Source organism: Escherichia sp. 10290 (assembly GCF_030295155.1).
GTDB classification, from domain to species: domain Bacteria; phylum Pseudomonadota; class Gammaproteobacteria; order Enterobacterales; family Enterobacteriaceae; genus Escherichia; species Escherichia coli_F.
Map to the genome: position 1 here is coordinate 5,395,602 of NZ_AP025741.1, position 20,647 is coordinate 5,416,248.

Below are 20,647 nucleotides of genomic sequence, written 5' to 3' on the forward strand. Positions count from 1 at the left end.
CTTAATAATGTGTTGTGTGCCGGAGAAGGTGTGTAGGTCGCACCTTATGCGACCTACAAATCAGTCAGGAATTACCCTTCACGTTCCACCACTTTAATTTCCACCATGCCGATACCAAGCTTACGCGGCGAGTGTCCGAGGATATTCCCTTCGTTGGTTGAGACGGGTTCAGGTGGCACAATCACCAGCGTGTCAGCATCGGTTGGGTTATCGAAATGCAGCGTGGTGGTGGTTACTTCATTGCCCAGCACAAGGGTTTGTTCATCATTGCCTACGCGTACCGGAATAGGACGGCTGGCGTTATTGCCGTATGCTTTGGCGGTAATCACCAGGTCAAATTTCTTCGGCAGCGGATGCTTGTACTCAATTTTGACTTCATCGCCCAACTGCGCGTTGGACCAGCGGCCCCACGACTCCGGACGGGAAATCCCACTAAATTGTTTCACCTCTTCCGGCGCACCGGCGACGTTAAAAATGAAGCTGTCGGCTTTGTAGCGAATATCGTTATCAACAATCTTCAGCGTATCGACATTGCCTTTGTAACGCGCCATGTCGATGACCGTATCTTTAAATGCCGTTTTGCCCTTCCATGTTGTTTTATCAACATGCTGGACAATTTGCTGACCGCCAAGCTGCCCTTGCGAGACACACCAGTCGGTGGAAAGTGCCAGTTCCGGAGCCCAGAGTTGTGCCATCTTATAGCAACGGTCAACCCAGACGAAATTGTCGCGTGGAGCAAAATCGGCCAACTGGAAACGCAGCGGTGCTGAGTATTCACTTTCCGGCAGCGGTTCCACGCGTTTGTCTGAAACCCGCAACAGCAGCGGCAAACGGAAATGGCTACCTGAGAAGGCAATCATGTTTTTCTGCTGGTCGATGGTGAACTCTTTCATCTCTTTAGGGAATTTCCACAGGCGGATGATATCCGGCTTCCACGCCAACGTTTTCTCTTTGATATTGAGGAAGATTTCCGACATTGACTGCCCGGATAAACTGCTACGACCAAGTCCGAGATAGTTATCGCCACCGAGAATGTCCAACACCGTCGCGCCGTTATCCATCGTATTACGCTTCACCGCCAGCGTTTCTTGCTGCGGCTTGTCGCCACGAATGACGAAAAACAGATTATTGCGATCTTGCTTATTGAGGTATTTCCACGCCGTGTTGTTCATCGCTAAATGGTCAGACGAGACGACGATAACGGTATCCTTAAACCACGGTGATGCTTTGATTTTGTTGATAAACGTTGCGATGTTCTCCTGGCTGCAACTTACCGCACTGAATGACTGATTTGGCTTACCGTCAAAATCATATTTTTTGCGGTTACAGGTGCGCGAGATAAAACCATCCGGGTGATGGGTATCGACCGTCAGGGTAAACAGTGAGAATCGCTGGCCAGAGCGGGAAAGCTCTTCAAACTTTTTCCACGCTTCATCCAGCACGGTATCGTCGTAGAATCCCCAGTCGTTGCGATAGTGTGGGTCTGCCACCACGCTTTTCAGCTCTTCTGAGCCATATAAATGGTCGAAGCCGTGCGACTTCAGGAACACATCTTTACCGGCAAAACGCAGATTCGCGCCCTGCACGAAATAGTTCTGATAACCCGAGTTCTTCAGGATATCGCCCAGGCAGATGTTCTGTGGGAAGAAGCTGGAAACAGAAGCGGAGGCGTTGCCTTCAAAGGGGGCAAACAGCGGTATGCCGCACTGAGAAGCCACCATGCCCGCAATCGTGTAATCCGTTCCTGGCAGCTGCTGCGTGTGGCTGAAATCCAGGCCTTCATTTTTCAACGCGCCCAGTTCAGGCGTGAGATCCGGGAAAGCTTCGTTATCAAAATAGGTTCGCTCGAGACTTTCGCCGTAGATATAAACCAGGTTGAGTTTCGGGTCAGGGATAGTTTTCGACGGCTCTTTATAATAAGCCGCAAAGTCCGGGTCGCCGTCGCGTGACTGGGATTTCACCAGTTCCGTTATCTGACGAAATGCCGGGCTGGCATCCACTGAACCCAGCGCCAGTAAGAGTGCCAGCAGGCTGTAACCAAAATGGTGCGGATGATGACGACGACGGCGCAGGATCCAGCCCAGAGCACCGAACACCGCCGTCAGCCCCAGCACAATGCCGATACCCGGAAGAATGTATTTGCTGACGCCAGCACCGGTCAGGCTGTTGGTTAAGGTATAGAGAACCGCGTCGTTAATACCATCACCAGTAAAATAGTCGCTGGCAAACAGGGTGATATTTAAAACGACAAATAGCCCCAGCACCGTTAATGTGGCTGCAAACCACCAGGTATTACGTCCCGCTTTCCATGCGTAAATGAGCACAGAGGCGAGAAAAAGGGCGAAAGAGAGTAGTTCTGACAACGGGCGATCCTCACTAAACCGGGCCGTTTAGCCAACGTTTAAGCTTTTTGAGAAGCACAATGTAATGGCGTCGCCATATTGCTGCAATTCTAGTGTCAAAAAAATGCGATGTTGTTAGGAATTAGTTTATAAACAGACTTTTTTGATTACGGTCGCTTCCCGTGTAACAGGGGGAAAACCGTACAGGAGCAGGGAAAAGGGCAGGAGAGAGCCGCGTCAGCCGGGTAACAGCTAAAACGCGGCGTTTCGCGGATCAGGAAATGAAGTTTAGCCCCTGCTTTAACACCAGATCGCAGGCTTTGGTTTTCACCTTTTCTGCCAGCGGAGTCGTTCCGATGTTATCCAGATTGAGTTGCTGACCATCTTTGGTTTTCAGCAAACCCTGAATGCCATCCAGATAGTTGGTGTCTTCTTTTTGCTCTTCACTGTTCAGGCCCAGCTTTTCCAGCACCTGGTTCTTGATGTTTTCGGCATCGGTTACCGAAGCTAGCTTTTGCTTGGCGCAGTATTGCAGTATGCCTGCGGCATTGTTCATGTTATCTGCGCTTAAGGCCTGGTTCCCGCTGCTAAGCAAGCTAGTTAATGAAGCGAGCGACCAACCGCCTTCTTGTGTCGTGCTGTTTTGGTTGCCAAGTTCGCTGGCGGCGCTGGAGAGCGCATCTTTCCAGGATGCAGCATGCACCCCGGTGGAAATTAATGCGCTGGCAGCAAGGGCACAGCACAGAAGATGTTTAATAGTTTTCATCATCATTACTCAAGGTGGAATTGTGTCGCAGTATACCGCCAGAAATTGGGATTAATACTCTTTACCCGTTACCCGGCTACGGTAGCTATCCCAGTTGAAGATCACCCACAAACTGTTACCCAGGCGCATACGATCCATCACGCGTTCGCCCAGCAACTTGGTCATCTCTTCCATATTACTGTTGGTCAGCATCCCGGTTGGGCGTTTGGAAGAAGAGCGGCGATCGACGATCTGGTTGATGATCACTTTTTCGTATTTCGATTCGGTCTGCACACCGATCTCATCGATCACCAGCAGATCAACGTTGCTCAGATCGTTAAGCAGTTGTTCTTCGCTGGTACCGCTATTCCTGAAGGTATCTTTCATCGCCGACATAATATCGGCCACGGTGATGATCAATACGGATTTACCGCGTAGCAGTAGCTCGTTGCAGATTGCCGCCGCCAGATGGTTTTTGCCGGTTCCTGGCTTGCCAGAAAAGATGAAGCTGGCGATGTTGCCGTCAAACTCTTCGACATACTGGCGTGCTTTGCTTAACGCATTCATCTGCCCTTCACACTCAACGCGATAGTTCTCAAAGGAGCAGTTCTGATGCAGTGGACGAATACCGGAGCGGTTAAAGGTGCGCTGCATTTTCATCGCCCGGTTTTCACGTTCGAGAGCGGCGGAGCGGATTGCCCCTTGTTCTTTCTGCCAGGCCAGCAGTTCTTCACCCGTTTTAAACGCAGGTTTGATATGGGCAGGCATCATTTTTTGCAGGCGTTGCATCAGGTCGCCAACGTTTTTCATCGTTACCCTCTGAATCCTGGTGGAATTTGGCTGTCAGGTTCGCTGACCGTGTTCACATCTCGTTTCGGCAGTCCGCCGTTGCTGGCACGACCGATTTGCAGGCTGCGCGCCAGTTTTTGTTGCCACTGTACATGGTGAAAGACTTTACCTTCCGCCTGCCAGTAGGCAATGAATGAGGCCAGTTCTTCGGTGGTCACCGGCTCTCTTAGCGCCACGCCCCATAGCGCCGCCAGGCGGATAAAGTCGGCATCGGGTTGCCAGTCCGGATACATGGCGAATTTCCCCATGGGTACAGCAACGGGAGCGACTTGCGGTTCCTGATAGAGTTGATCGTCCAGAGCGACATCGCTTCCTGGACGCGCCAGCTTTTCTTCCAGCGCCAGCAGTTCAGCCAGGCGCGCAGGCGTGACGGCATAAAACGCCGGGGCATTGTTAGCAAATACGGCAACCACACCGCCTTCAGCTTTTGCCAGAACGGTTTGGTGATCGTGTACCAGGGCGTCAATACCAACGACGTCCGGGGTCAAAACTCTGGAAGACATACTGTTTCTCAAATATGGAACGATGAACGAGAAGGGAGATAACTTTTATAGTAACACACGGAGGAGAGGAGGCTGTCTCTCATCCGCGTGCTTTAAGTGAGGCAATTTTATACGCGAGGGCGTTTGCGGTACAACCATAATCCAGGAATGGAAAGGCCGATGGATAATGCACCAACAATCGATGAAGCTGTAAGAAAGTTGGTTAACAGGGTAATCATCAACGGTTCGCTGTAACCTAGCTGGCTGATTTTTACCGCCGAAATCATTGCAGTATAAGCAGAGATGCCCGGAAACATGGGGATAACAGCCGCCACGGTAAACACTTTCGGATGTGCCAGATACCAGCGCGACCATTGAATACCAATGGTGCCGACCAGCATAGAGGCCATAAAGGTTGACCATTCAATATTCAGCCCGCTGGTCATTAAGATCATTCGGGAACCATGACCTATCGCACCAAGCAGCGCACACCAGCGTAACGCCCGAACGGGAACGTTGAACACCATCGCAAAGCCGACTGCAGGAATGGCGGCGAGGATCATATCCTGCGCCAACGCTAACAGAAATTCGATCACACCCATCCGCGTAGCCCCCAAATCGTCAGTGCCATCACCACGCCGACGCAGGTAGCCAGTGTCAGCAGACTGGCGATCGCCCAGCGTGCCAGTCCGGTATTGATGTGGCCTTTAAACATATCGGCGACGGCATTAATCAACGGAAAGCCCGGTACCAGCAAGAGAACGCTGGCGGCCATCGCAATGGTGGGGGTATTACTGAAAGTGGGAAGTTGCAAAAGCAAACCGGAAATGGTGGTGGCGGCGAAAGCGGTGAGGCAAAAGTTGATCTGTGGATGAAGATGACGTTGTGCCAGCAGCTGGCGGATATACATCGCGGCCGTACTGGCAAAGAAGGTGATGACGGCACCGTCCCAGCCACCGTTATTGAGTTTACAGAAACAGGCGCAAGAAAGGCCGACCATCAAGGCTACCAGCCATCGCGGGTAACGTAATGGCTGAATTTGGCTAAATCTTTTCTCTACGCCTTTGTAATCCAGCAGATGATGCTCCGCCAGAATCACAATGTGCTGGACTTCAGTCACCACATGCATATTAATGCCGCGATCGTGATTTTTACGTGTCGATGTCAGGCATTGCCCATCTTTAATGGTTGTCAGTACGATGGCGTTCGAAGAGATAGAACTTTCGACGCTGTCCATTCCCAGCGCCCGACCCAGTCGTGAGGAAAGTTCATCGACCAACGCGCTTTCCGCACCATGTTGCAAAAGAAATAATCCGCACTGGATACAAAGCCGTGTTACGGCTCGCTGTTGCTCAGTTTGCATAACTCGCCCTTTGTCATAGACGCGCTGCGTATTGTTCAAATTATGAGAATCCATTTGTATCATGAAGCGCGGTTGTTTTGCGGCAGGTTAAGATCAAAATTGCGCTGATTAATCCTGGTTATCGGGAGAGGCTCGGAGGGTAAAAAACGAATAATCTCAAGCTGTAAACAAATTATAACGTGAATATTATCGGCATAATGAATGTATGGTCTGGTTTTTACGAATCGGGATTATCAATAACTGAGTGCTTTTTTAGGCTTTAAAAAAGATAAAACTATCAGATTTTATTGAATAAATATTGATTGTGTGATTTTTTATTTTGCGAGAAGAAATATTTTTTAATTATAAATTAAATGAATGAGAATTCTGTTTTTCATTAAGTATTTCTAACAACTTAATGTAGATATTTTAAATGTCTCCAGGCTATTTCACCAGGTTATCATTTGATGCTAACCTTCTGACACATGCAGTGGAGTTATTGTGCAGCAGGAGTATGCTGATATGAAAGTGAATGCAAAGGATAATTTATTCGCTTAATCTATTAATTTGCTGGAAACATTTAAGGAATGAATATCCTGAATAGACCATCATGATTTTTAGACAGTGGATGTGGAGGAAATATGTTGCCAGGATGCTGCAAAAATGGAATTGTTATCAGTAAAATACCTGTTATGCAAGCAGGGTTAAAAGAGGTCATGAGGACTCACTTCCCTGAATATGAAATAATATCCAGCGCCTCTGCGGAGGACCTTACCTTATTACAATTACGTCGTTCCGGATTAGTTATTGCAGATTTAGCCGGTGAAAGTGAAGATCCTCGTTCTGTTTGTGAGCATTATTATTCTTTAATCTCACAATATCGGGAAATTCACTGGGTTTTCATGGTGTCACGCTCCTGGTATTCCCAGGCGGTAGAACTGCTCATGTGCCCTACGGCGACATTATTGTCTGATGTTGAACCCATTGAGAATCTGGTCAAGACCGTGCGTTCTGGCAATACGCACGCAGAGCGTATCAGTGCCATGCTGACCTCTCCGGCAATGACTGAAACGCATGATTTTAGCTATCGCTCCGTTATTCTCACTCTTTCAGAGCGCAAAGTACTGCGGCTATTAGGTAAAGGATGGGGCATCAACCAGATAGCTTCATTGCTTAAGAAAAGTAATAAAACTATCAGCGCCCAAAAAAACAGTGCGATGCGTCGACTGGCAATTCACAGCAACGCTGAAATGTATGCATGGATAAATAGCGCGCAGGGTGCAAGAGAACTTAACTTGCCTTCTGTTTATGGAGATGCCGCAGAATGGAACACAGCCGAATTAAGAAGAGAAATGTCGCACTCATAGAAAAATGCGTCATGAGCAGTATCGGTATTGAGAGTTTATTCAGAAAGTTTGCAGGTAACCCTTATAAGCTCCATATCTATACCAGTCAGGAGTCATTTCAGGATGCCATGTCGCGGATCTCATTTGCGGCGGTCATTTTTTCTTTTTCTGCCATGAGAAGTAAACGCAGAGAGGGATTATCTTGCCTGACTGAACTGGCGATTAAGTTTCCGCGTACCCGACGTTTAGTTATTGCGGATGATGATATTGAAGCTCGGCTGATTGGTTCATTGTCGCCATCACCGCTGGACGGTGTATTAAGTAAAGCGTCGACGCTGGAGATTTTTCATCAGGAACTCTTTTTGTCATTAAATGGTGTGCGTCAGGCGACCGACCGATTGAACAATCAGTGGTACATTAACCAAAGCCGGACGCTAAGCCCGACGGAGAGAGAAATATTGCGTTTTATGTCGCGTGGCTACTCAATGACACAAATTGCCGAGCAGCTTAAACGCAATATCAAAACGATCCGCGCGCATAAATTTAATGTAATGTCGAAACTGGGCGTCAGTTCTGATGCAGGGTTGTTGGAGGCCGCAGACATTCTGTTATGTATGCGTCATTGCGAAGCAAGTAACGTGTTGCACCCCTATTAATACGCTTAATGCCGGGTTTACTTCCCCGGCAAATTTTTCTATTTCAGCGTACAGTCACCACATTGCTGCACATCCGGCAAGCGATAACGCTGGCAGCAAGTGCGGCGCACCAGCAGGCCGTCGCGCAGCACCACGGTACGCCAGAGTGGATTATCTTCACCGGTAGTGAGCGTTTTCTCAAAAAAGAGGGCATGGCGCAGCGATTCAACCGTCGCCTCGCCGAGCAGCTGCTTCATCTCAGTGAGGTACCAGTTGATCAAATAACCGGTATTGCTCCAGATAAGTTTACCGTTAATCTCTCCCGTTGCTTCTAGTGCCTGCACAACCGGAACAAGCGCCTGGCTGATTAACGTTTCCATTCGCTGCTGCGGTGAATGTGGTGTTGCGTTTTTATCTTCATACACATCGACCCAGAAACAGGCGGCGCGTCCGGTTTCGTGAAACTCAACGAGGAAATGTTCCGGCGTCACATCTAATGCTTTTTCCTGCGTTAACAGGGCCAGCATTAATGGCGGCACCATCAGGCCGATGTACCATTGCGCCCACAGGGAGATCAGCGGCTTATTCTCGCGGATCATCGTTGGTTGATTGCGGTAGATATGATCGGAATAAACAGCTAACAGAGAACTTAACGCATTCGGTGATGACCATTGCGCCAGCGTCATGGCGTTAAGCGGGGCGGGTTCATCCAGACGGATAAACTCGAGCAAATGTTCACGATGTTCGGCGATCGTCGCACGTACTGCTTGTGCAAGCCCAGCATCCTGCGGCTGGAGATGCGTTCGCCAGATAACATCTTCATAGAGCGGTGCGGAACGATAGGCCATAATCGGGATAGTAATCTAAATGATAATGATTGCTAATCCTAGCGATAGGTTTATTCGATAGCAAGGGATTTCTCTGACTTGCAAATGATAAAAATTATCATATGATATTGGTTATCATTATCAATGAAAGAGATGAAACCATGTTGCAACGTATGCTGGGCAGTGGCTGGGGAGTGTTTCTGCCAGGATTGCTGATTGCAGGGCTGACGTATGCGGATTTATCGCCGGATCAGTGGCGGATTGTCATTCTGATGGGATTGGTGTTGACGCCGGTGATGTTGTATCACAAACAGTTACGGCATTACATTTTGCTACCATCGTGCCTGGTGCTTATTGCTGGCGTCATGCTGATGATAATGAATTTGAATCAGGGATGAAAAAACAAGGAAGGAAGTAAAGATAATTGGTGCGAGGGGGGGGACTTGAACCCCCACGTCCGTAAGGACACTAACACCTGAAGCTAGCGCGTCTACCAATTCCGCCACCTTCGCACAGTCATCTTACTTTTTTTGATATCGCCTCGTTTGGTGCGAGGGGGGGGACTTGAACCCCCACGTCCGTAAGAACACTAACACCTGAAGCTAGCGCGTCTACCAATTCCGCCACCTTCGCCCAGTGCGAGCAATATCAACGTGGTTTTTGGTGCGAGGGGGGGGACTTGAACCCCCACGTCCGTAAGGACACTAACACCTGAAGCTAGCGCGTCTACCAATTCCGCCACCTTCGCATACCATCAATTCTTAAAAAGAATTGCTACCACGGAGGCGCATTCTAGTGGTTTTCAGCTTTTCGTCAATAGTTAATTATCGACGGAGGTGTAATTGCTGGAAAAATGTCCATCGGGAAACTAACGTGCAGGTTTTGTAGGTCGGATAAGGCGTTCACGCCGCATCCGACACGGTATTTGGGTGCAGATGCCAGATGCGACGCGGGCGCGTCTTATCTGGCCTACATAGGCTAACGTACAGGTTTTGTAGGTTGTAATAAGGCGATAAGGCGAGCACGCCGCATCCAACAAGGCTTGCGGCGGGATACTTAACCTTTCTTCGCCTGGCGGGTCATAATGGCGCGATACACCTTGAAGCGCCCGGTTTGCGCGATCACTTCGTGGAAGCCAAATGTCTCATCCAGCACGTCCGGGTAAGGCAGGAAGGCGTTCGCCACAATTCTCAGCTCGCCGCCGCTGTTAAGATGACGCACCGCGCCGCGAATCAGCGTTTGTGCTGCATCCAGACTGGTTTGCATCCCATCGTGGAACGGCGGATTGGAGATGATCATATCAAAACGACCTTTCACCTCAGAAAAGACGTTGCTGGCAAAGACTTCACCTTCAACACCGTTGGCCGCAAGTGTTGCACGGCTGGCTTCAACTGCTGGCGCAGAAACATCGCACAACGTGAGACGAATCTTCGGTGAGTGGCGTGCAAAGGCAACTGAAAGAACGCCTGCACCGCAGCCGACATCCAGCACTTTACCTTTCGTGTGCGGAGTTAACGTCGAGAGCAGCAACTGGCTACCGACATCCAGACCGTCGCGGCTAAACACGCCAGGCAGCGTTTTCACCGTCAGGCCATCGACGCTGTATTCGCCCCAGAATTTATCGGCATCAAATACCGGCTGTTTTTCCAGACGACCAAAATAGAGGCCACAGCGACGGGCGCTGTCGACTTTATTCAACGGCGCATAATCTGCAAGCATCTGCTCGGCGCTGCGCACGCCGCTGCGGTTCTCGCCAACAACAAAAATATCCGTCCCCACCGGCAGCAGAGAAAGTAAATTCATTAACTGAAACTGGGCTTCCGGTTTGTTCTTCGGCCAGTAGTAAATCAAAGTATCGCAATCTGCGACGTCATCCGCCGTTGCCACCAGGCTAAAACGGGCGTTATCACCCATTTGGCGGCTTAACACCTGCCAATGGTGGAATTGCTGGGTATGAGCACGGCTGGCCGCGGTATCTAAACGCGCGGGCAGGTCATCCTGTAAGTCTCCGGCAAACAGAATACGGCTTTGTTCGAAATCATCACTGTGACGCAGCAAGACTTCACTTGCCGGGGTAAATGCAGACATGGAATGCTCCTCAATTGATACTGGCGGCGATTATAGCCATATGTTGGCGCGGTATCGACGAATTTGCTATATTTGCGCCCCTGACAACAGGAGCGATTCGCTATGACATCCCGACGAGACTGGCAGTTACAGCAGCTGGGCATTACCCAGTGGTCGCTGCGTCGCCCTGGCGCGTTGCAGGGGGAGATTGCCATTGCGATCCCGGCACACGTCCGTCTGGTGATGGTGGCAAATGATCTTCCCGCCCTGACCGATCCTTTAGTGAGCGATGTTCTGCGTGCATTAACCGTCAGCCCCGACCAGGTGCTGCAACTGACGCCAGAAAAGATCGCGATGCTGCCGCAAGGTAGTCGCTGCAACAGCTGGCGGTTGGGTACTGATGAACCGCTATCACTGGAAGGCGCTCAGGTGGCATCACCAGCGCTCACCGAATTACGGGCAAACCCAACGGCACGCGCCGCGTTATGGCAACAAATTTGCACATATGAACACGATTTCTTCCCTCGAAACGACTGATTTACCAGCGGCTTACCACATTGAACAACGCGCCCACGCCTTTCCGTGGAGTGAAAAAACCTTTGCCAGCAACCAGGGCGAGCGTTATCTCAACTTTCAGTTAACGCAAAACGGCAAAATGGCGGCGTTTGCGATTACGCAAGTGGTGCTGGATGAAGCTACATTGTTCAATATTGCGGTCGATCCCGACTATCAGCGTCAGGGGCTGGGAAGGGCGCTGCTGGAACATCTGATCGACGAACTGGAAAAACGCGGCGTGGCGACACTATGGCTGGAAGTCCGTGCCTCAAACGCTGCCGCCATTGCCCTGTACGAAAGTTTAGGCTTTAACGAGGCGACGATTCGCCGCAATTACTACCCCACCAAGGACGGTCGCGAAGACGCCATCATCATGGCGTTGCCAATCAGTATGTAAGACAAGGTGGAATAATGAAGTGGGACTGGATTTTCTTTGATGCCGATGAAACGCTGTTTACTTTTGACTCGTTCACCGGCCTGCAGCGGATGTTTCTTGATTACAGCGTCACTTTTACCGCTGAAGATTTTCAGGACTATCAGGCCGTTAACAAGCCCCTGTGGGTAGATTATCAAAACGGTGCGATCACTTCATTACAGCTTCAGCACGGGCGTTTTGAGAGCTGGGCCGAACGGCTGAACGTCGAGCCAGGTAAACTCAACGAGGCCTTCATTAATGCGATGGCGGAAATTTGCACACCGCTGCCGGGCGCGGTTTCCCTGCTTAATGCCATTCGCGGCAACGCCAAAATCGGCATCATCACCAACGGCTTTAGCGCCTTGCAGCAAGTGCGTCTGGAACGCACGGGCCTGCGTGATTATTTCGATTTGTTGGTGATTTCCGAAGAAGTTGGCGTAGCCAAACCGAATAAGAAAATTTTCGATTATGCGCTGGAACAGGCGGGCAATCCTGACCGTTCACGCGTGCTGATGGTTGGCGACACTGCCGAGTCCGATATTCTCGGTGGCATCAACGCCGGGCTTGCGACCTGCTGGCTGAATGCTCACAATCGCGAGCAACCAGAAGGCATCGCGCCTACCTGGACCGTTTCTTCGTTGCACGAACTGGAGCAGCTCCTGTGTAAACACTGATTGCCTCCCCCCCGTTGATGGGTAAAATAGCCGCAATTTTTCGTTTTCAACAAGCGCGGCGCGATGCCGCTTACTCAAGAAGAAAGAATTATGACGTTGTCTCCTTATTTGCAAGAGGTGGCGAAGCGCCGCACTTTTGCCATTATTTCTCACCCCAATAATTAAGCCCAAATTAAAGCTCTTTTACTCTTTCAAAATCCTTTCAGTTAATTTAGGTTGAGTTATGTAACTCATTTAAATACATTTGGTTATGTAGCTTCTTTAATTGAAAACTCTTTCATGTAACTTTAAATCGATCAGCTTGCTTTCATCAAAAATCTGTACATATGCTTGTACATAATGTACAAAACAGCAGAGGTGTTTTGCGATTTGTACAAGGTGAGTAATGGCGCTGTCTGATGCGTGGTTGCGTTCAGTCGTTGGAAAGGAACGTGATAAGGTTTTGGTTAAATCCGATCGTGATGGTCTGTCTGTCAGAGTATCACCGAAAGGTCGCGTAGTGTTCCAATATCGTTATCAATGGGCAGGGAAAGGTGAGCGTCTTGATATCGGAACTTACCCGGCAACTGGATTAAAAGAGGCCAGAGAAGAAGTTATCCGTCTTCGTGGTGAACTCGAGTCAAACCGTAATCCACGATTGGTCAAGCAGGCTGAAAAACGAAAAGCTACTGAAGCCATGACGGTAGAGTCTGTGATCCGTGCTTGGTATGAAGCATATTGTGTAAAAAATAAAAAAGGTTCTGAACAGATACTTCGCTCGTTTGAGCTGCACCTGTTCTCTAAAATCGGGAATATCCCTCACGATGCAGCTACATTGCATGATTGGTTAGAAGTCCTGGAGCCTCTTAGCACTAAGACTCCAGCAATAGCAGACCGATTGCTAATTAACGCAAAGCAGGCCCATGTCTGGGCGTATAAGAGAAAGCTCATTGAAACTCGCCCGCTGTCGGATATCACGGGTAAAGATATGGATATCCGTAAAGGTCAGAAGAAACGGTTTCTGACACATGATGAAATTAAAATCCTTTATGCTGCGATCGATGGTTCTCGAATGGTTCCTAAATACCGGGCCTTCATTAAACTATTGCTGCATTTTGGTTGCCGTAGTTCAGAGCTAATTACCGCCCGGGTGGACGATTTTGATTTCATTAATAAAGTATGGACTGTACCACCAGAACGACATAAGACTGGGGAGATAACAGGCGAACCGCTAAAGCGGCCCATTATTGAACCGGTTGAAGAGCTTATAAAGTACGCTATCTCTATGAACAATGGTTCCGATATGCTTTTTACTAAGGAAGGAAGCAGGGAACCCGTTGGTCGGACATCATTGCAGTCGCTGCCTTACAATTTAATGCAGTACGCATGGCGGTGTTTAGGATATCAATTCCCTCATTGGTCTCTTCATGACTTGAGACGTACAGCTCGAACAAATTTTTCTGATCTTACTGCGCCTCATATCGCAGAAATTATGCTTGGTCATAAGCTGCCAGGGGTATGGCAAGTTTATGATAAGAGTGATTATCTAGAAGAACAGCGTAAAGCTTACCTGGCATGGTGGAAGAGGGTTGAATCGATTGTTAATTGTCAAACTGACGGTTTGTATCACCTGAACATAACCAAATCTCCTAGCACACTTTGAGCGAGATGTGAGCGTTAAGTTTACGCCATTGTGTTGACATAAGAGGGGGCGGGTATCGATATCATCACTATCCCTATGCCCCTAAATCGCTCCTGCCATTTGATAAATGCAGATGTTTACCACCAAATGTTTTTGATACTATAGGTCGATTCATGATTTACCTAGAAACTTAGTTGTAACGAAAACTTCTTAACGGACACTATCTGGATAAAGTTAGTTTTTTATTTAAGAGGGTTAACATGTCAAAGTTAAAAAATGAACCATTAGTAAGGGTATCAGAAGAAGACGGAATAGAAATAAGGAAGATCCAATATCCAGATAATACGATAGAAAGAATTTATAAGCAGAAAGGTGTAATATTACCACGAATACCTTTAAAAGGCCGCTTTGTAGAACAATATGTGGCCTTACAGTTGCTTGATAAAGATCTTCGGAATGTTATTGGTTGGGAGAATATAATAAAAAATATTTGTAATAACATTAATAAAGAACAACACTTTATTTATCCGGATTTAGAAAAGAATCTAATATTAAAGTCTTTGTTTATATCAAAAGTTGTTACTTACGGTAAGTGTTTTACAGAGGCGAAAGGGCGTCGATTCACATTGCAGAGAAAGCATGTGCCAGAAAAATATAGAGATTTACATGATTCTATTATGAATGTTAGACATAACTTTGCTGCCCATAAAGGTGAATTCGAATATGATCAATGTGGCTTGGTTTTAATATTGCCGGGGACCAAGAAAAAAAGGTACTATCATATTTTTTCAGAGCTCAATCAAATAAATTACGGTAATAATGAGGAAGATGATGAACGTTTTTTTATGTTATATGATTCACTGCGTGAAGTCATTAAAGAAAAACAAGATAAATTAATTGATAAAATATACGCTGAAAAGATTCATACTCAAACAATGGAGTATTGGTTGAGCCGAGCAGGAAAAGAAACAGAGATTTAATTTGTTCAGTATATAAAAGCTAATTTTTAAGGAGTAATTTTCAGATGATTAAAGCTGATTACATTGCGATAGGTACTCTACGACTAACTTTTCAACAAGAGTAAGGGGGTAATCAATTTTATTTGTATCAATGGTATGACATTTCTTGGCGATAATGTTTTGATCTTATCGATTCATGTCATATGGTCATTGGTAACGTCCGCTCTTGGTAAAGAGTGGACGCTCAGATTAGGTTTGGCATCTAAGCATAGATGTGTCAGCTCACATCTAAGCTAATACATATTACTCAATCACTCCCGCAAATCTGTAAATCTTGTGTGATGCCCATTTATTTGGGCAGGATTTAATATCAGGATCTGGAAAGTCAGGCCTGTATTTCTGACCAGTTCTCCTGTTTACGCTGTTCCAGCGAAGAACTGTCGATACTGAAACACCACAGAAATCGGCGACTTGTTTAGTTGTCATTAAGTTGTTCATTACTTCACCTCCTGCGGCGGCTCCGGTAGTGGCATCCAGTGGGTTACTTTCGATGCCTGTTCTTCCTCATTGTCAGTAACTGCCCACCATTTGTTTCTCGACCAATCGTAATACCCTTCGAAGGTATCGCACTCAGTCCAGCCGTAAGACTTCCCCCAACACCAAACATACTGTTTATCATTCGGCATTCGCTCACTACAGCTTATCCAACCACCTGGACTTACCGGAGAGTTGCCAGACAGCGCGTTCTGCAGCCGTTCCAGCTTAACGTATTCCTGAACCCTGTTTCCGTCGCACACCTGAAGCCATTGCGCAGCCTTTTGCGCATCAGTGTGAAAGGCACAAGTGCGACCGTCATCAAATTGCATTTCGTAGAGGTCAGCAACTTGTTCAAACTGCGTGTGTGGTGACTTGTAAGTTTGGTTTACAGGTTCGGCACCATGAAGCATGGCGGCGCGGCAGGCGTTCCAGCCTTCATCAAAACCGACTATGCCATTATTTAAAGACGGACGAGCATCTGGCACTACCGGCACTGGCTTGGCTATATATAGCGGCTGAACATACCAGCCCTTTGATAACCAACTGTCAGCAATGTTTTTACTCCTCGTTATTGCCGGAATACCTAAGCCATTTTCTGAATGCAGCCACGCCACCGGCTCCTCTTCTAGCGATGCCAGAGCAATTTCATAAGCACGGCGCTCAATATCGTCTCGAACCTCTAGGCTGCTGATTCGTTCTTTGATTTCTTTAATCAGTTCTTTATTGGTAAATGTGGTCATTATGCTCCAGCCTCCGGTGCTTTTGGCACTACTGCCCAGTGAGTGATATTGACGTTTTCAAGGTCCCCGACCTGAAATGTCCACTGCCATTCTCCGGTTTCTTTTTGTCCCTAGGTGTACCAGAGAGAACGCCAGCCAATCAGCCAGCCTTCTCCATTAGCATCAAATAACAGAACACTTTCATTTGCTGGTGGCAGTTCAGTTGACACTGGTATTATTTTGTTTTCCAGTGCCGCACATTTAGCTTCAAGCGCGTCGAATTTACGTACCAGGTACTCAGCATTTGTTTCGTTCACTTTCAGATCTCGCGGTACACATTTCCCGCGAAGAAACCCTTCCATTTCGAAAACATTCATGCGCATTTGCGTAACTCCGATAAATCGTTAAAACGTTCCATAAACATCCCGTAGGCATGGCCCGGTGCCAGTGGAATCACGTTGAACATCTCTGTTGCCGGGATGCCTTCCAGTACAGGCCAGAAAGAGCCATCATCAAGCCCGAGATCGCGGCGTTCGGTTGCCAGCATGATGAGATCGGCATATTTCACGGGTGTACTCATAACCGGGGGTAACCCGTATTTCTCACGGATTACGGCGTCTATTTTTTCTTCCATCCGTTTATAGTCAGGAAGAAGGCGTTTCAGTGGTGCGGGAATGTCCTGGCAATACGCTTCTGTTGCATCATGCATTAACGCTTCAAAAGCAAATTCCTGCGGCACCAGCTGGCTGCAAAGAACCGCATGTTGGGCGACGCTGTAGAAGTGCGAAAGATGACCGGCAAAGCGACAGATATTTGAAAGGGAAACCGCGATATCGTTAATATCGATGTCGTCTTTATTTATCCTGTCATAATAAAAATGCTTCCCAGAAAAAGTTTTGATAAATGACATTTTGTTCTCCACGTATATGCGCTGCACCGCGCTGAATTCTGGTAAAAAGAATCCCTCACCATCCGGCGATTATTGAGTAAATTACGTTTCCATAAATGCCCCCGCAGGGGCATTTGCAGTAATGAAATCAGGCGGTGAAAGTACCAATAAAGGTTTCTACTTTGCTGTCCTTGAATTTCTCAACAAGCAGATCACGAAATTCGTTAGCCATATCTTCCTGCACCGCTTCCAGCTGAATAATGCGCAGAACCAGTACAGGACGATCGCCAGTGATAATGCTGAGGCGTAATTTAAACGGACGTTCTTTCAGACCTTCAAACGGAACGCATTTAAATTCAAATGCCACTGGCATAATGTCTTTGGTCTTCGCTTCGACAGACTCCATCAGGGAGCGTTTGCCGCTGAAGTCATTATCTTCAAAATCAGCGGTCTGGTTTGCTTCAATCGTGATTTTACGGACCGCCGCAGCCGCTTTTGTTGCCTGAATGGTGTCACCATTAGCATCAAAGCCCACAAGATAGTCGGCCCAGTCTTCAATCCATTCTGCCAGTGACTTCTGGGAGTTACGCTCGCCGTTAACATACAACAGGGCAGAGAACGGTGCTGTCTTTTTCAGTTTGAGAGTGGCGGTGTTATCTGCGTGACCTGGTTCATCAATAGTACCCAGGTTAAGCACACTGACGGCACGCATATTATCAGCATCGATAAAGCAGCGGGTGCCTTCATCTGCAAGATCTTTAGAATAACGGGTAAAGTCATCGATGCTGGCAGTGGAAAGCGCACCACGGAAACGGAAGCGATTTAAATTAAATTTTTCCAGATCATGAATGCGGAAATTCTCAGGCAATGCCACAGCATCGGCACCAATCTTACTGATAATTTCATTAACACCCTGAGCAGAAATAAGGGCATGGATTTGATTAATTGCGGTTGCGTCTAAGTTCTGAGACATAATAAGTCCTCACTATATAAAGATATTCAGTGATGAGATAAATAATCAGTTAATTAAGAACGATATTAATGACCTGCTGCGCGGAGTTTTCCGTCAGGTTCACCGGCAAGAGTCAGTAATTGTCCCTGGTCTTCCTGCAGAATAGTCAGGCGACCACCGCGATTGACATACATCGGCGTTTCGGTGGTGTCTTCTTCGGAAATTTTCCCGCGGTTAGTCGGGCGAACATATGAGAGTTTGTGTTTGATTTTCACACGGTTCTCATCAAATGGTTCGATTTCCAGGTTGAGTGAGACCTTACCTTTGGTTTTCGTGTTCATCACACCGGAAGCGACTTCACTGAGAACTGCGCCGATTTTGGTTTCAAATACGCCGCCGTCCAGCTCCCCGATAAATGCCTGCACATCAGTACTGCGTTCGCTAGCCATTTTGCTGCTCCTCATCATATCGACCCTGCAAGGCCGGTTGGTTTCTCCACAAAACAGAGAAGAACACCTGCGGTGGCAGCCGCCCGGATGGATTGGGTTATGAGCCCGTCGTCCGGTGATGCTCTTCTCTGTTTTGTAAAAAGGACGGTACCAGCCGGAAGCAAGGGTACAAGCTGGTACCGCCAAAGCAGTGGCTGTTGTGGTGGGGTTGTCACTCAGGCGTATGGTCAACCTGACAATCCGGTGTCCTCAACGGGGAAAGAGTAACCCCGCCATACTTACCGCCGCGCCATTTCGCGGATTACCACAACGCTGAGAGCACTTAGCCAGTTATGGCACCACACTTTGTCGCGGCTCCATAAATGCCCTCATCGTTGCACCCTGGTCTCTTCCCAGGCGTCAAACCGGATCGCCACGCTGGTTAGGCGTCTTATCAGCATCATCATTGACTTGCACATTCCGGCTACCTGGTTTGTTTGCCCGAGCAAGGAGTGGATTGTCCCCTTTAACGTCCCCAGACCGCTAACGACGCATGTGCCATACGACGTGTTACAATAAAATGTTCGGTATTAGTTACCAAAGAGACGATTACTCTTATGGTTGAATGTAATACCCCTGTTGAATATTTTCTTGCGTACTATTTGTTTTTCCTATATAACGAATTGGTTGTTTTGTTTACATAATAAGAACTTTTCTTAAATAAGTTTACATTGTTTTGTCTTGCTATTTTTCAAAATTCAAGAACAATGAATTGTCGCTATCAGTAATTATTCTTTATGAAATTTTATAAATAACTCCCTGCTTTTGAGGTTTGTACGCAGTGTTTTTAGTTGTCGAGGACATAATGGATAATCAAAATACTCCTGTTTTTGATGTATGTGGTTGGTACTGTGTGCCAGTTAAAGATCATAATTCAGTTATAGTTCAACTGTCCTGCAAACAACCACCATTTGAATCTGATAAAATTATCGAAAGTCCAATATATTCTTTTCCCATAAAAGAAATACCAAATCTCATAAATACATTACAAAACATTTATGAAGAAAATAATTGATTATAAATCCAGTTCAAAAGTGAAGCGTCCACTTGGGCGCTTTTTTATTTACGAACCATTCCGGTCTTCGTATGCCCCGGACGGCTACTTCGTGGGCGTCCTGCCTGTTCGATATCTTATGCAGGTACATTATGTATCTTAATGGTACATTGTCAAGTATAAAAAAACCTGCCGAAGCAGGTTCATAGACATTGATCAGGCTTTAATTTTGTATCTTCTTGGTTTTCCTGAGAAAATAACTGTACCAATGATAGAGCAATTACCGTTTATCTTAATGTAAGGCTCAGGCCAGTTGGGGTTTAATGCTTTGAGATAACGCTGTGTCCCGTCTTCTATCAACCTTTTGAAGGTGGTTTCACCTGTATCGTGCATCAATGCAATAACGTCATCGCCGTGGCAGGCTGGTACTTCTGGATCGACAAAAATCATGTCCCCCGGACGGTACTCATCAATCATTGAATCACCAATCACCCTCAATATATAAGTCATTTCGCCACAGGGTACAGGGCAGGGATATGTTTCTGTTGTGCTCAAATCAACCTCAGAATAGCCAACTTCTTTCCATGCTCCGGCCTGTACCCATGATATGACAGGGACTAACGTTATTTGTTTATTAGTGATTGAAACATCAGGTTTTTTTGTGATGTTCGTTGTCTGGTGTTCTTGATCAAGCCATCCGACAGGCAGGTCGAAACATTTTTCGATGTGCCGTGCCATGCTGTCACCGATATTTTTAGTAGCACCATCTCCCATAAACCTGCTGGTCTGGGTTGGTTCGCGATCAATCATGGTGGCAAAGGAAGAATTCCCGCCAACACCATCTCTCAGTTTTCTGGCGTTAGACCGCCGGATGTCATGGACTGTTTTCATAACGAAATTAAAACCTTTGTACCGATAGGGTACAAGTATCTTGAAGGTTCATTTCAATCATGTAATATGTATATAAGAGGTACATATTGTATGAAAGCGTATTGGGACTCTTTAACCAAAGAACAGCAGGGCGAGTTGGCCGGAAAAGTTGGCTCAACACCAGGCTACTTACGGCTGGTTTTCAATGGTTATAAAAAAGCCAGTTTTGTGCTGGCTAAAAAACTTGAGCAATGCACGTCAGGTGCAATTACGAAATCTGACTTAAGACCGGATATCTATCCGAAAGATTAACAGAACACCTTTAATTTTTAACCACAG

General features: G+C 47.2%; 22 protein-coding genes, 3 tRNA genes and 4 pseudogenes. 11 read left to right on the forward strand and 18 right to left on the reverse strand.

Translation table 11 applies throughout. The annotated features are described in order from the left end of the window. Positions 1 to 71: 71 nt before the first annotated feature. The 6 genes from opgB to QUE74_RS26760 all read right to left on the reverse strand — a co-directional run bounded on the left by opgB (position 72) and on the right by QUE74_RS26760 (position 5,781). On the reverse strand, positions 72 to 2,363 hold the full coding sequence (gene opgB / locus QUE74_RS26735) for a phosphatidylglycerol--membrane-oligosaccharide glycerophosphotransferase (protein WP_001292673.1): 2,292 nt from the start codon (positions 2,361 to 2,363) through the stop codon (positions 72 to 74). A 253-nt stretch (positions 2,364 to 2,616) separates the two neighbouring features. Beyond that, the gene (yjjA, locus tag QUE74_RS26740) at positions 2,617 to 3,111 is read right to left on the reverse strand and encodes a DUF2501 domain-containing protein YjjA (RefSeq protein WP_077627047.1); all 495 of its coding nucleotides are present in this window, start codon (positions 3,109 to 3,111) and stop codon (positions 2,617 to 2,619) included. Positions 3,112 to 3,159: 48 nt separating this feature from the next. Continuing rightward, positions 3,160 to 3,897: a replicative helicase loader DnaC gene (gene dnaC, locus QUE74_RS26745; RefSeq protein WP_000799911.1), complete on the reverse strand. Its 738-nt coding sequence runs from the start codon at positions 3,895 to 3,897 to the stop codon at positions 3,160 to 3,162. A gap of 2 nt (positions 3,898 to 3,899) precedes the next feature. After that, positions 3,900 to 4,439 carry a primosomal protein DnaT gene (gene dnaT, locus QUE74_RS26750; protein WP_001328314.1) on the reverse strand — a complete coding sequence of 180 codons (540 nt, stop codon included), beginning with the start codon at positions 4,437 to 4,439 and terminating at the stop codon, positions 3,900 to 3,902. Between the two features lie 107 nt (positions 4,440 to 4,546). Further along, the gene (locus QUE74_RS26755) at positions 4,547 to 5,020 is read right to left on the reverse strand and encodes a threonine/serine exporter (RefSeq protein ID WP_000538188.1); all 474 of its coding nucleotides are present in this window, start codon (positions 5,018 to 5,020) and stop codon (positions 4,547 to 4,549) included. Next, a complete protein-coding gene (locus QUE74_RS26760; protein ID WP_001361172.1) occupies positions 5,011 to 5,781 on the reverse strand; it encodes a threonine/serine exporter family protein in 771 nt (256 codons plus the stop codon). Before QUE74_RS26760 ends, QUE74_RS26755 begins: the two co-directional genes overlap by 10 nt. A 620-nt stretch (positions 5,782 to 6,401) precedes the next feature. Here QUE74_RS26760 and QUE74_RS26765 point away from each other — a divergent pair. Further along, a complete protein-coding gene (locus tag QUE74_RS26765) occupies positions 6,402 to 7,127 on the forward strand; it encodes a helix-turn-helix domain-containing protein (protein ID WP_000936635.1) in 726 nt (241 codons plus the stop codon). After that, the gene (bglJ, locus tag QUE74_RS26770; protein WP_001353481.1) at positions 7,085 to 7,762 is read left to right on the forward strand and encodes a DNA-binding transcriptional activator BglJ; all 678 of its coding nucleotides are present in this window, start codon (positions 7,085 to 7,087) and stop codon (positions 7,760 to 7,762) included. The genes QUE74_RS26765 and bglJ overlap by 43 nt, the downstream gene beginning before the upstream one ends. Positions 7,763 to 7,800: 38 nt before the next feature. Here bglJ and fhuF read toward each other — a convergent pair whose 3' ends face one another. After that, a complete protein-coding gene (gene fhuF / locus QUE74_RS26775) occupies positions 7,801 to 8,589 on the reverse strand; it encodes a siderophore-iron reductase FhuF (protein WP_000331607.1) in 789 nt (262 codons plus the stop codon). A gap of 140 nt (positions 8,590 to 8,729) precedes the next feature. Here fhuF and QUE74_RS26780 point away from each other — a divergent pair, with 140 nt between their 5' ends. Beyond that, positions 8,730 to 8,966: a DUF1435 domain-containing protein gene (locus QUE74_RS26780; RefSeq protein WP_072271683.1), complete on the forward strand. Its 237-nt coding sequence runs from the start codon at positions 8,730 to 8,732 to the stop codon at positions 8,964 to 8,966. Positions 8,967 to 8,993: 27 nt separating this feature from the next. Here QUE74_RS26780 and QUE74_RS26785 read toward each other — a convergent pair. The 4 genes from QUE74_RS26785 to rsmC form a co-directional block, all read right to left on the reverse strand. Then, positions 8,994 to 9,080 (reverse strand) — tRNA-Leu (locus QUE74_RS26785). A gap of 34 nt (positions 9,081 to 9,114) precedes the next feature. Beyond that, positions 9,115 to 9,201 (reverse strand) — tRNA-Leu (locus QUE74_RS26790). A 28-nt stretch (positions 9,202 to 9,229) separates the two neighbouring features. After that, positions 9,230 to 9,316: transfer RNA gene (locus QUE74_RS26795), tRNA-Leu, on the reverse strand. A gap of 308 nt (positions 9,317 to 9,624) precedes the next feature. Continuing rightward, positions 9,625 to 10,656, reverse strand: coding sequence for a 16S rRNA (guanine(1207)-N(2))-methyltransferase RsmC (rsmC, locus tag QUE74_RS26800; protein ID WP_001272323.1), 1,032 nt, complete (start codon positions 10,654 to 10,656; stop codon positions 9,625 to 9,627). A gap of 102 nt (positions 10,657 to 10,758) precedes the next feature. On the opposite strand from rsmC, the gene holD reads away from it, so the two are divergent. From holD to QUE74_RS26825, 6 genes and pseudogenes are all read left to right on the forward strand, one after another. Then, complete coding sequence (gene holD, locus QUE74_RS26805; protein ID WP_000204018.1) at positions 10,759 to 11,172, forward strand: DNA polymerase III subunit psi; 414 nt, start codon at positions 10,759 to 10,761, stop codon at positions 11,170 to 11,172. Then, positions 11,141 to 11,587 (forward strand): ribosomal protein S18-alanine N-acetyltransferase, encoded by a 447-nt coding sequence (gene rimI, locus QUE74_RS26810; protein ID WP_001092460.1) that lies wholly within the window; start codon positions 11,141 to 11,143, stop codon positions 11,585 to 11,587. Before holD ends, rimI begins: the two co-directional genes overlap by 32 nt. A 14-nt stretch (positions 11,588 to 11,601) precedes the next feature. After that, positions 11,602 to 12,279, forward strand: coding sequence for a pyrimidine 5'-nucleotidase (gene yjjG / locus QUE74_RS26815; RefSeq protein WP_000870712.1), 678 nt, complete (start codon positions 11,602 to 11,604; stop codon positions 12,277 to 12,279). 90 nt (positions 12,280 to 12,369) lie between these two features. Continuing rightward, positions 12,370 to 12,438: pseudogene (locus QUE74_RS29665) on the forward strand (hypothetical protein); the annotation flags it as partial. A gap of 226 nt (positions 12,439 to 12,664) precedes the next feature. Next, entirely contained in the window at positions 12,665 to 13,921 is a 1,257-nt protein-coding gene (locus tag QUE74_RS26820) for a tyrosine-type recombinase/integrase (RefSeq protein ID WP_001218284.1), read from the forward strand. Positions 13,922 to 14,160: 239 nt separating this feature from the next. Further along, positions 14,161 to 14,880, forward strand: a complete 720-nt coding sequence (locus QUE74_RS26825; protein ID WP_000040218.1) for a hypothetical protein — start codon at positions 14,161 to 14,163, stop codon at positions 14,878 to 14,880. Positions 14,881 to 15,356: 476 nt separating this feature from the next. On the opposite strand, the pseudogene QUE74_RS26830 reads toward QUE74_RS26825, so the two are convergent. From QUE74_RS26830 to QUE74_RS26850, 6 genes and pseudogenes are all read right to left on the reverse strand, one after another. Further along, positions 15,357 to 15,596: pseudogene (locus QUE74_RS26830) on the reverse strand (DUF551 domain-containing protein); the annotation flags it as partial. Positions 15,597 to 16,010: 414 nt separating this feature from the next. Then, positions 16,011 to 16,136: pseudogene (locus tag QUE74_RS29670) on the reverse strand (hypothetical protein); the annotation flags it as partial. Continuing rightward, a pseudogene (locus QUE74_RS26835) lies at positions 16,136 to 16,498 on the reverse strand (YfdS family phage-associated protein). The pseudogenes QUE74_RS26835 and QUE74_RS29670, both read right to left, overlap by 1 nt. Further along, positions 16,489 to 17,025, reverse strand: a complete 537-nt coding sequence (gene yfdR / locus QUE74_RS26840; RefSeq protein WP_000008209.1) for a 5'-deoxynucleotidase — start codon at positions 17,023 to 17,025, stop codon at positions 16,489 to 16,491. Before yfdR ends, QUE74_RS26835 begins: the two are co-directional and overlap by 10 nt. 127 nt (positions 17,026 to 17,152) lie before the next feature. Further along, positions 17,153 to 17,977 carry a YfdQ family protein gene (locus QUE74_RS26845; RefSeq protein ID WP_000081305.1) on the reverse strand — a complete coding sequence of 275 codons (825 nt, stop codon included), beginning with the start codon at positions 17,975 to 17,977 and terminating at the stop codon, positions 17,153 to 17,155. 65 nt (positions 17,978 to 18,042) lie between these two features. Next, positions 18,043 to 18,405 (reverse strand): YfdP family phage-associated protein, encoded by a 363-nt coding sequence (locus tag QUE74_RS26850; protein ID WP_000135680.1) that lies wholly within the window; start codon positions 18,403 to 18,405, stop codon positions 18,043 to 18,045. An 844-nt stretch (positions 18,406 to 19,249) separates the two neighbouring features. Here QUE74_RS26850 and QUE74_RS26855 point away from each other — a divergent pair. Then, complete coding sequence (locus QUE74_RS26855; protein ID WP_021559686.1) at positions 19,250 to 19,459, forward strand: hypothetical protein; 210 nt, start codon at positions 19,250 to 19,252, stop codon at positions 19,457 to 19,459. A gap of 195 nt (positions 19,460 to 19,654) precedes the next feature. On the opposite strand, the gene QUE74_RS26860 is transcribed toward QUE74_RS26855, so the two are convergent. Then, positions 19,655 to 20,329 carry a LexA family protein gene (locus QUE74_RS26860; RefSeq protein WP_000859465.1) on the reverse strand — a complete coding sequence of 225 codons (675 nt, stop codon included), beginning with the start codon at positions 20,327 to 20,329 and terminating at the stop codon, positions 19,655 to 19,657. A gap of 90 nt (positions 20,330 to 20,419) precedes the next feature. Here QUE74_RS26860 and QUE74_RS26865 point away from each other — a divergent pair, with 90 nt between their 5' ends. Beyond that, positions 20,420 to 20,620, forward strand: a complete 201-nt coding sequence (locus QUE74_RS26865; RefSeq protein WP_000649477.1) for a helix-turn-helix domain-containing protein — start codon at positions 20,420 to 20,422, stop codon at positions 20,618 to 20,620. Positions 20,621 to 20,647: the final 27 nt, after the last annotated feature.

What these genes read in the sequence shown, in the direction of transcription:
- QUE74_RS26765 (WP_000936635.1), top strand. Translation starts at nt 6,402, where the DNA reads ATGTTGCCAGGATGCTGCAAAAATGGAATTGTTATCAGTAAAATACCT.
- QUE74_RS26860 (WP_000859465.1), bottom strand. Translation starts at nt 20,329, where the DNA reads ATGAAAACAGTCCATGACATCCGGCGGTCTAACGCCAGAAAACTGAGA.
- QUE74_RS26845 (WP_000081305.1), bottom strand. Translation starts at nt 17,977, where the DNA reads ATGTCTCAGAACTTAGACGCAACCGCAATTAATCAAATCCATGCCCTT.
- dnaC (WP_000799911.1), bottom strand. Translation starts at nt 3,897, where the DNA reads ATGAAAAACGTTGGCGACCTGATGCAACGCCTGCAAAAAATGATGCCT.
- QUE74_RS26780 (WP_072271683.1), top strand. Translation starts at nt 8,730, where the DNA reads ATGTTGCAACGTATGCTGGGCAGTGGCTGGGGAGTGTTTCTGCCAGGA.
- QUE74_RS26850 (WP_000135680.1), bottom strand. Translation starts at nt 18,405, where the DNA reads ATGGCTAGCGAACGCAGTACTGATGTGCAGGCATTTATCGGGGAGCTG.
- rsmC (WP_001272323.1), bottom strand. Translation starts at nt 10,656, where the DNA reads ATGTCTGCATTTACCCCGGCAAGTGAAGTCTTGCTGCGTCACAGTGAT.
- bglJ (WP_001353481.1), top strand. Translation starts at nt 7,085, where the DNA reads ATGGAACACAGCCGAATTAAGAAGAGAAATGTCGCACTCATAGAAAAA.
- QUE74_RS26755 (WP_000538188.1), bottom strand. Translation starts at nt 5,020, where the DNA reads ATGGGTGTGATCGAATTTCTGTTAGCGTTGGCGCAGGATATGATCCTC.
- yjjG (WP_000870712.1), top strand. Translation starts at nt 11,602, where the DNA reads ATGAAGTGGGACTGGATTTTCTTTGATGCCGATGAAACGCTGTTTACT.
- yjjA (WP_077627047.1), bottom strand. Translation starts at nt 3,111, where the DNA reads ATGATGAAAACTATTAAACATCTTCTGTGCTGTGCCCTTGCTGCCAGC.
- dnaT (WP_001328314.1), bottom strand. Translation starts at nt 4,439, where the DNA reads ATGTCTTCCAGAGTTTTGACCCCGGACGTCGTTGGTATTGACGCCCTG.
- rimI (WP_001092460.1), top strand. Translation starts at nt 11,141, where the DNA reads ATGAACACGATTTCTTCCCTCGAAACGACTGATTTACCAGCGGCTTAC.
- QUE74_RS26865 (WP_000649477.1), top strand. Translation starts at nt 20,420, where the DNA reads ATGAAAGCGTATTGGGACTCTTTAACCAAAGAACAGCAGGGCGAGTTG.
- QUE74_RS26820 (WP_001218284.1), top strand. Translation starts at nt 12,665, where the DNA reads ATGGCGCTGTCTGATGCGTGGTTGCGTTCAGTCGTTGGAAAGGAACGT.
- fhuF (WP_000331607.1), bottom strand. Translation starts at nt 8,589, where the DNA reads ATGGCCTATCGTTCCGCACCGCTCTATGAAGATGTTATCTGGCGAACG.
- QUE74_RS26825 (WP_000040218.1), top strand. Translation starts at nt 14,161, where the DNA reads ATGTCAAAGTTAAAAAATGAACCATTAGTAAGGGTATCAGAAGAAGAC.
- yfdR (WP_000008209.1), bottom strand. Translation starts at nt 17,025, where the DNA reads ATGTCATTTATCAAAACTTTTTCTGGGAAGCATTTTTATTATGACAGG.
- holD (WP_000204018.1), top strand. Translation starts at nt 10,759, where the DNA reads ATGACATCCCGACGAGACTGGCAGTTACAGCAGCTGGGCATTACCCAG.
- QUE74_RS26855 (WP_021559686.1), top strand. Translation starts at nt 19,250, where the DNA reads ATGGATAATCAAAATACTCCTGTTTTTGATGTATGTGGTTGGTACTGT.
- QUE74_RS26760 (WP_001361172.1), bottom strand. Translation starts at nt 5,781, where the DNA reads ATGCAAACTGAGCAACAGCGAGCCGTAACACGGCTTTGTATCCAGTGC.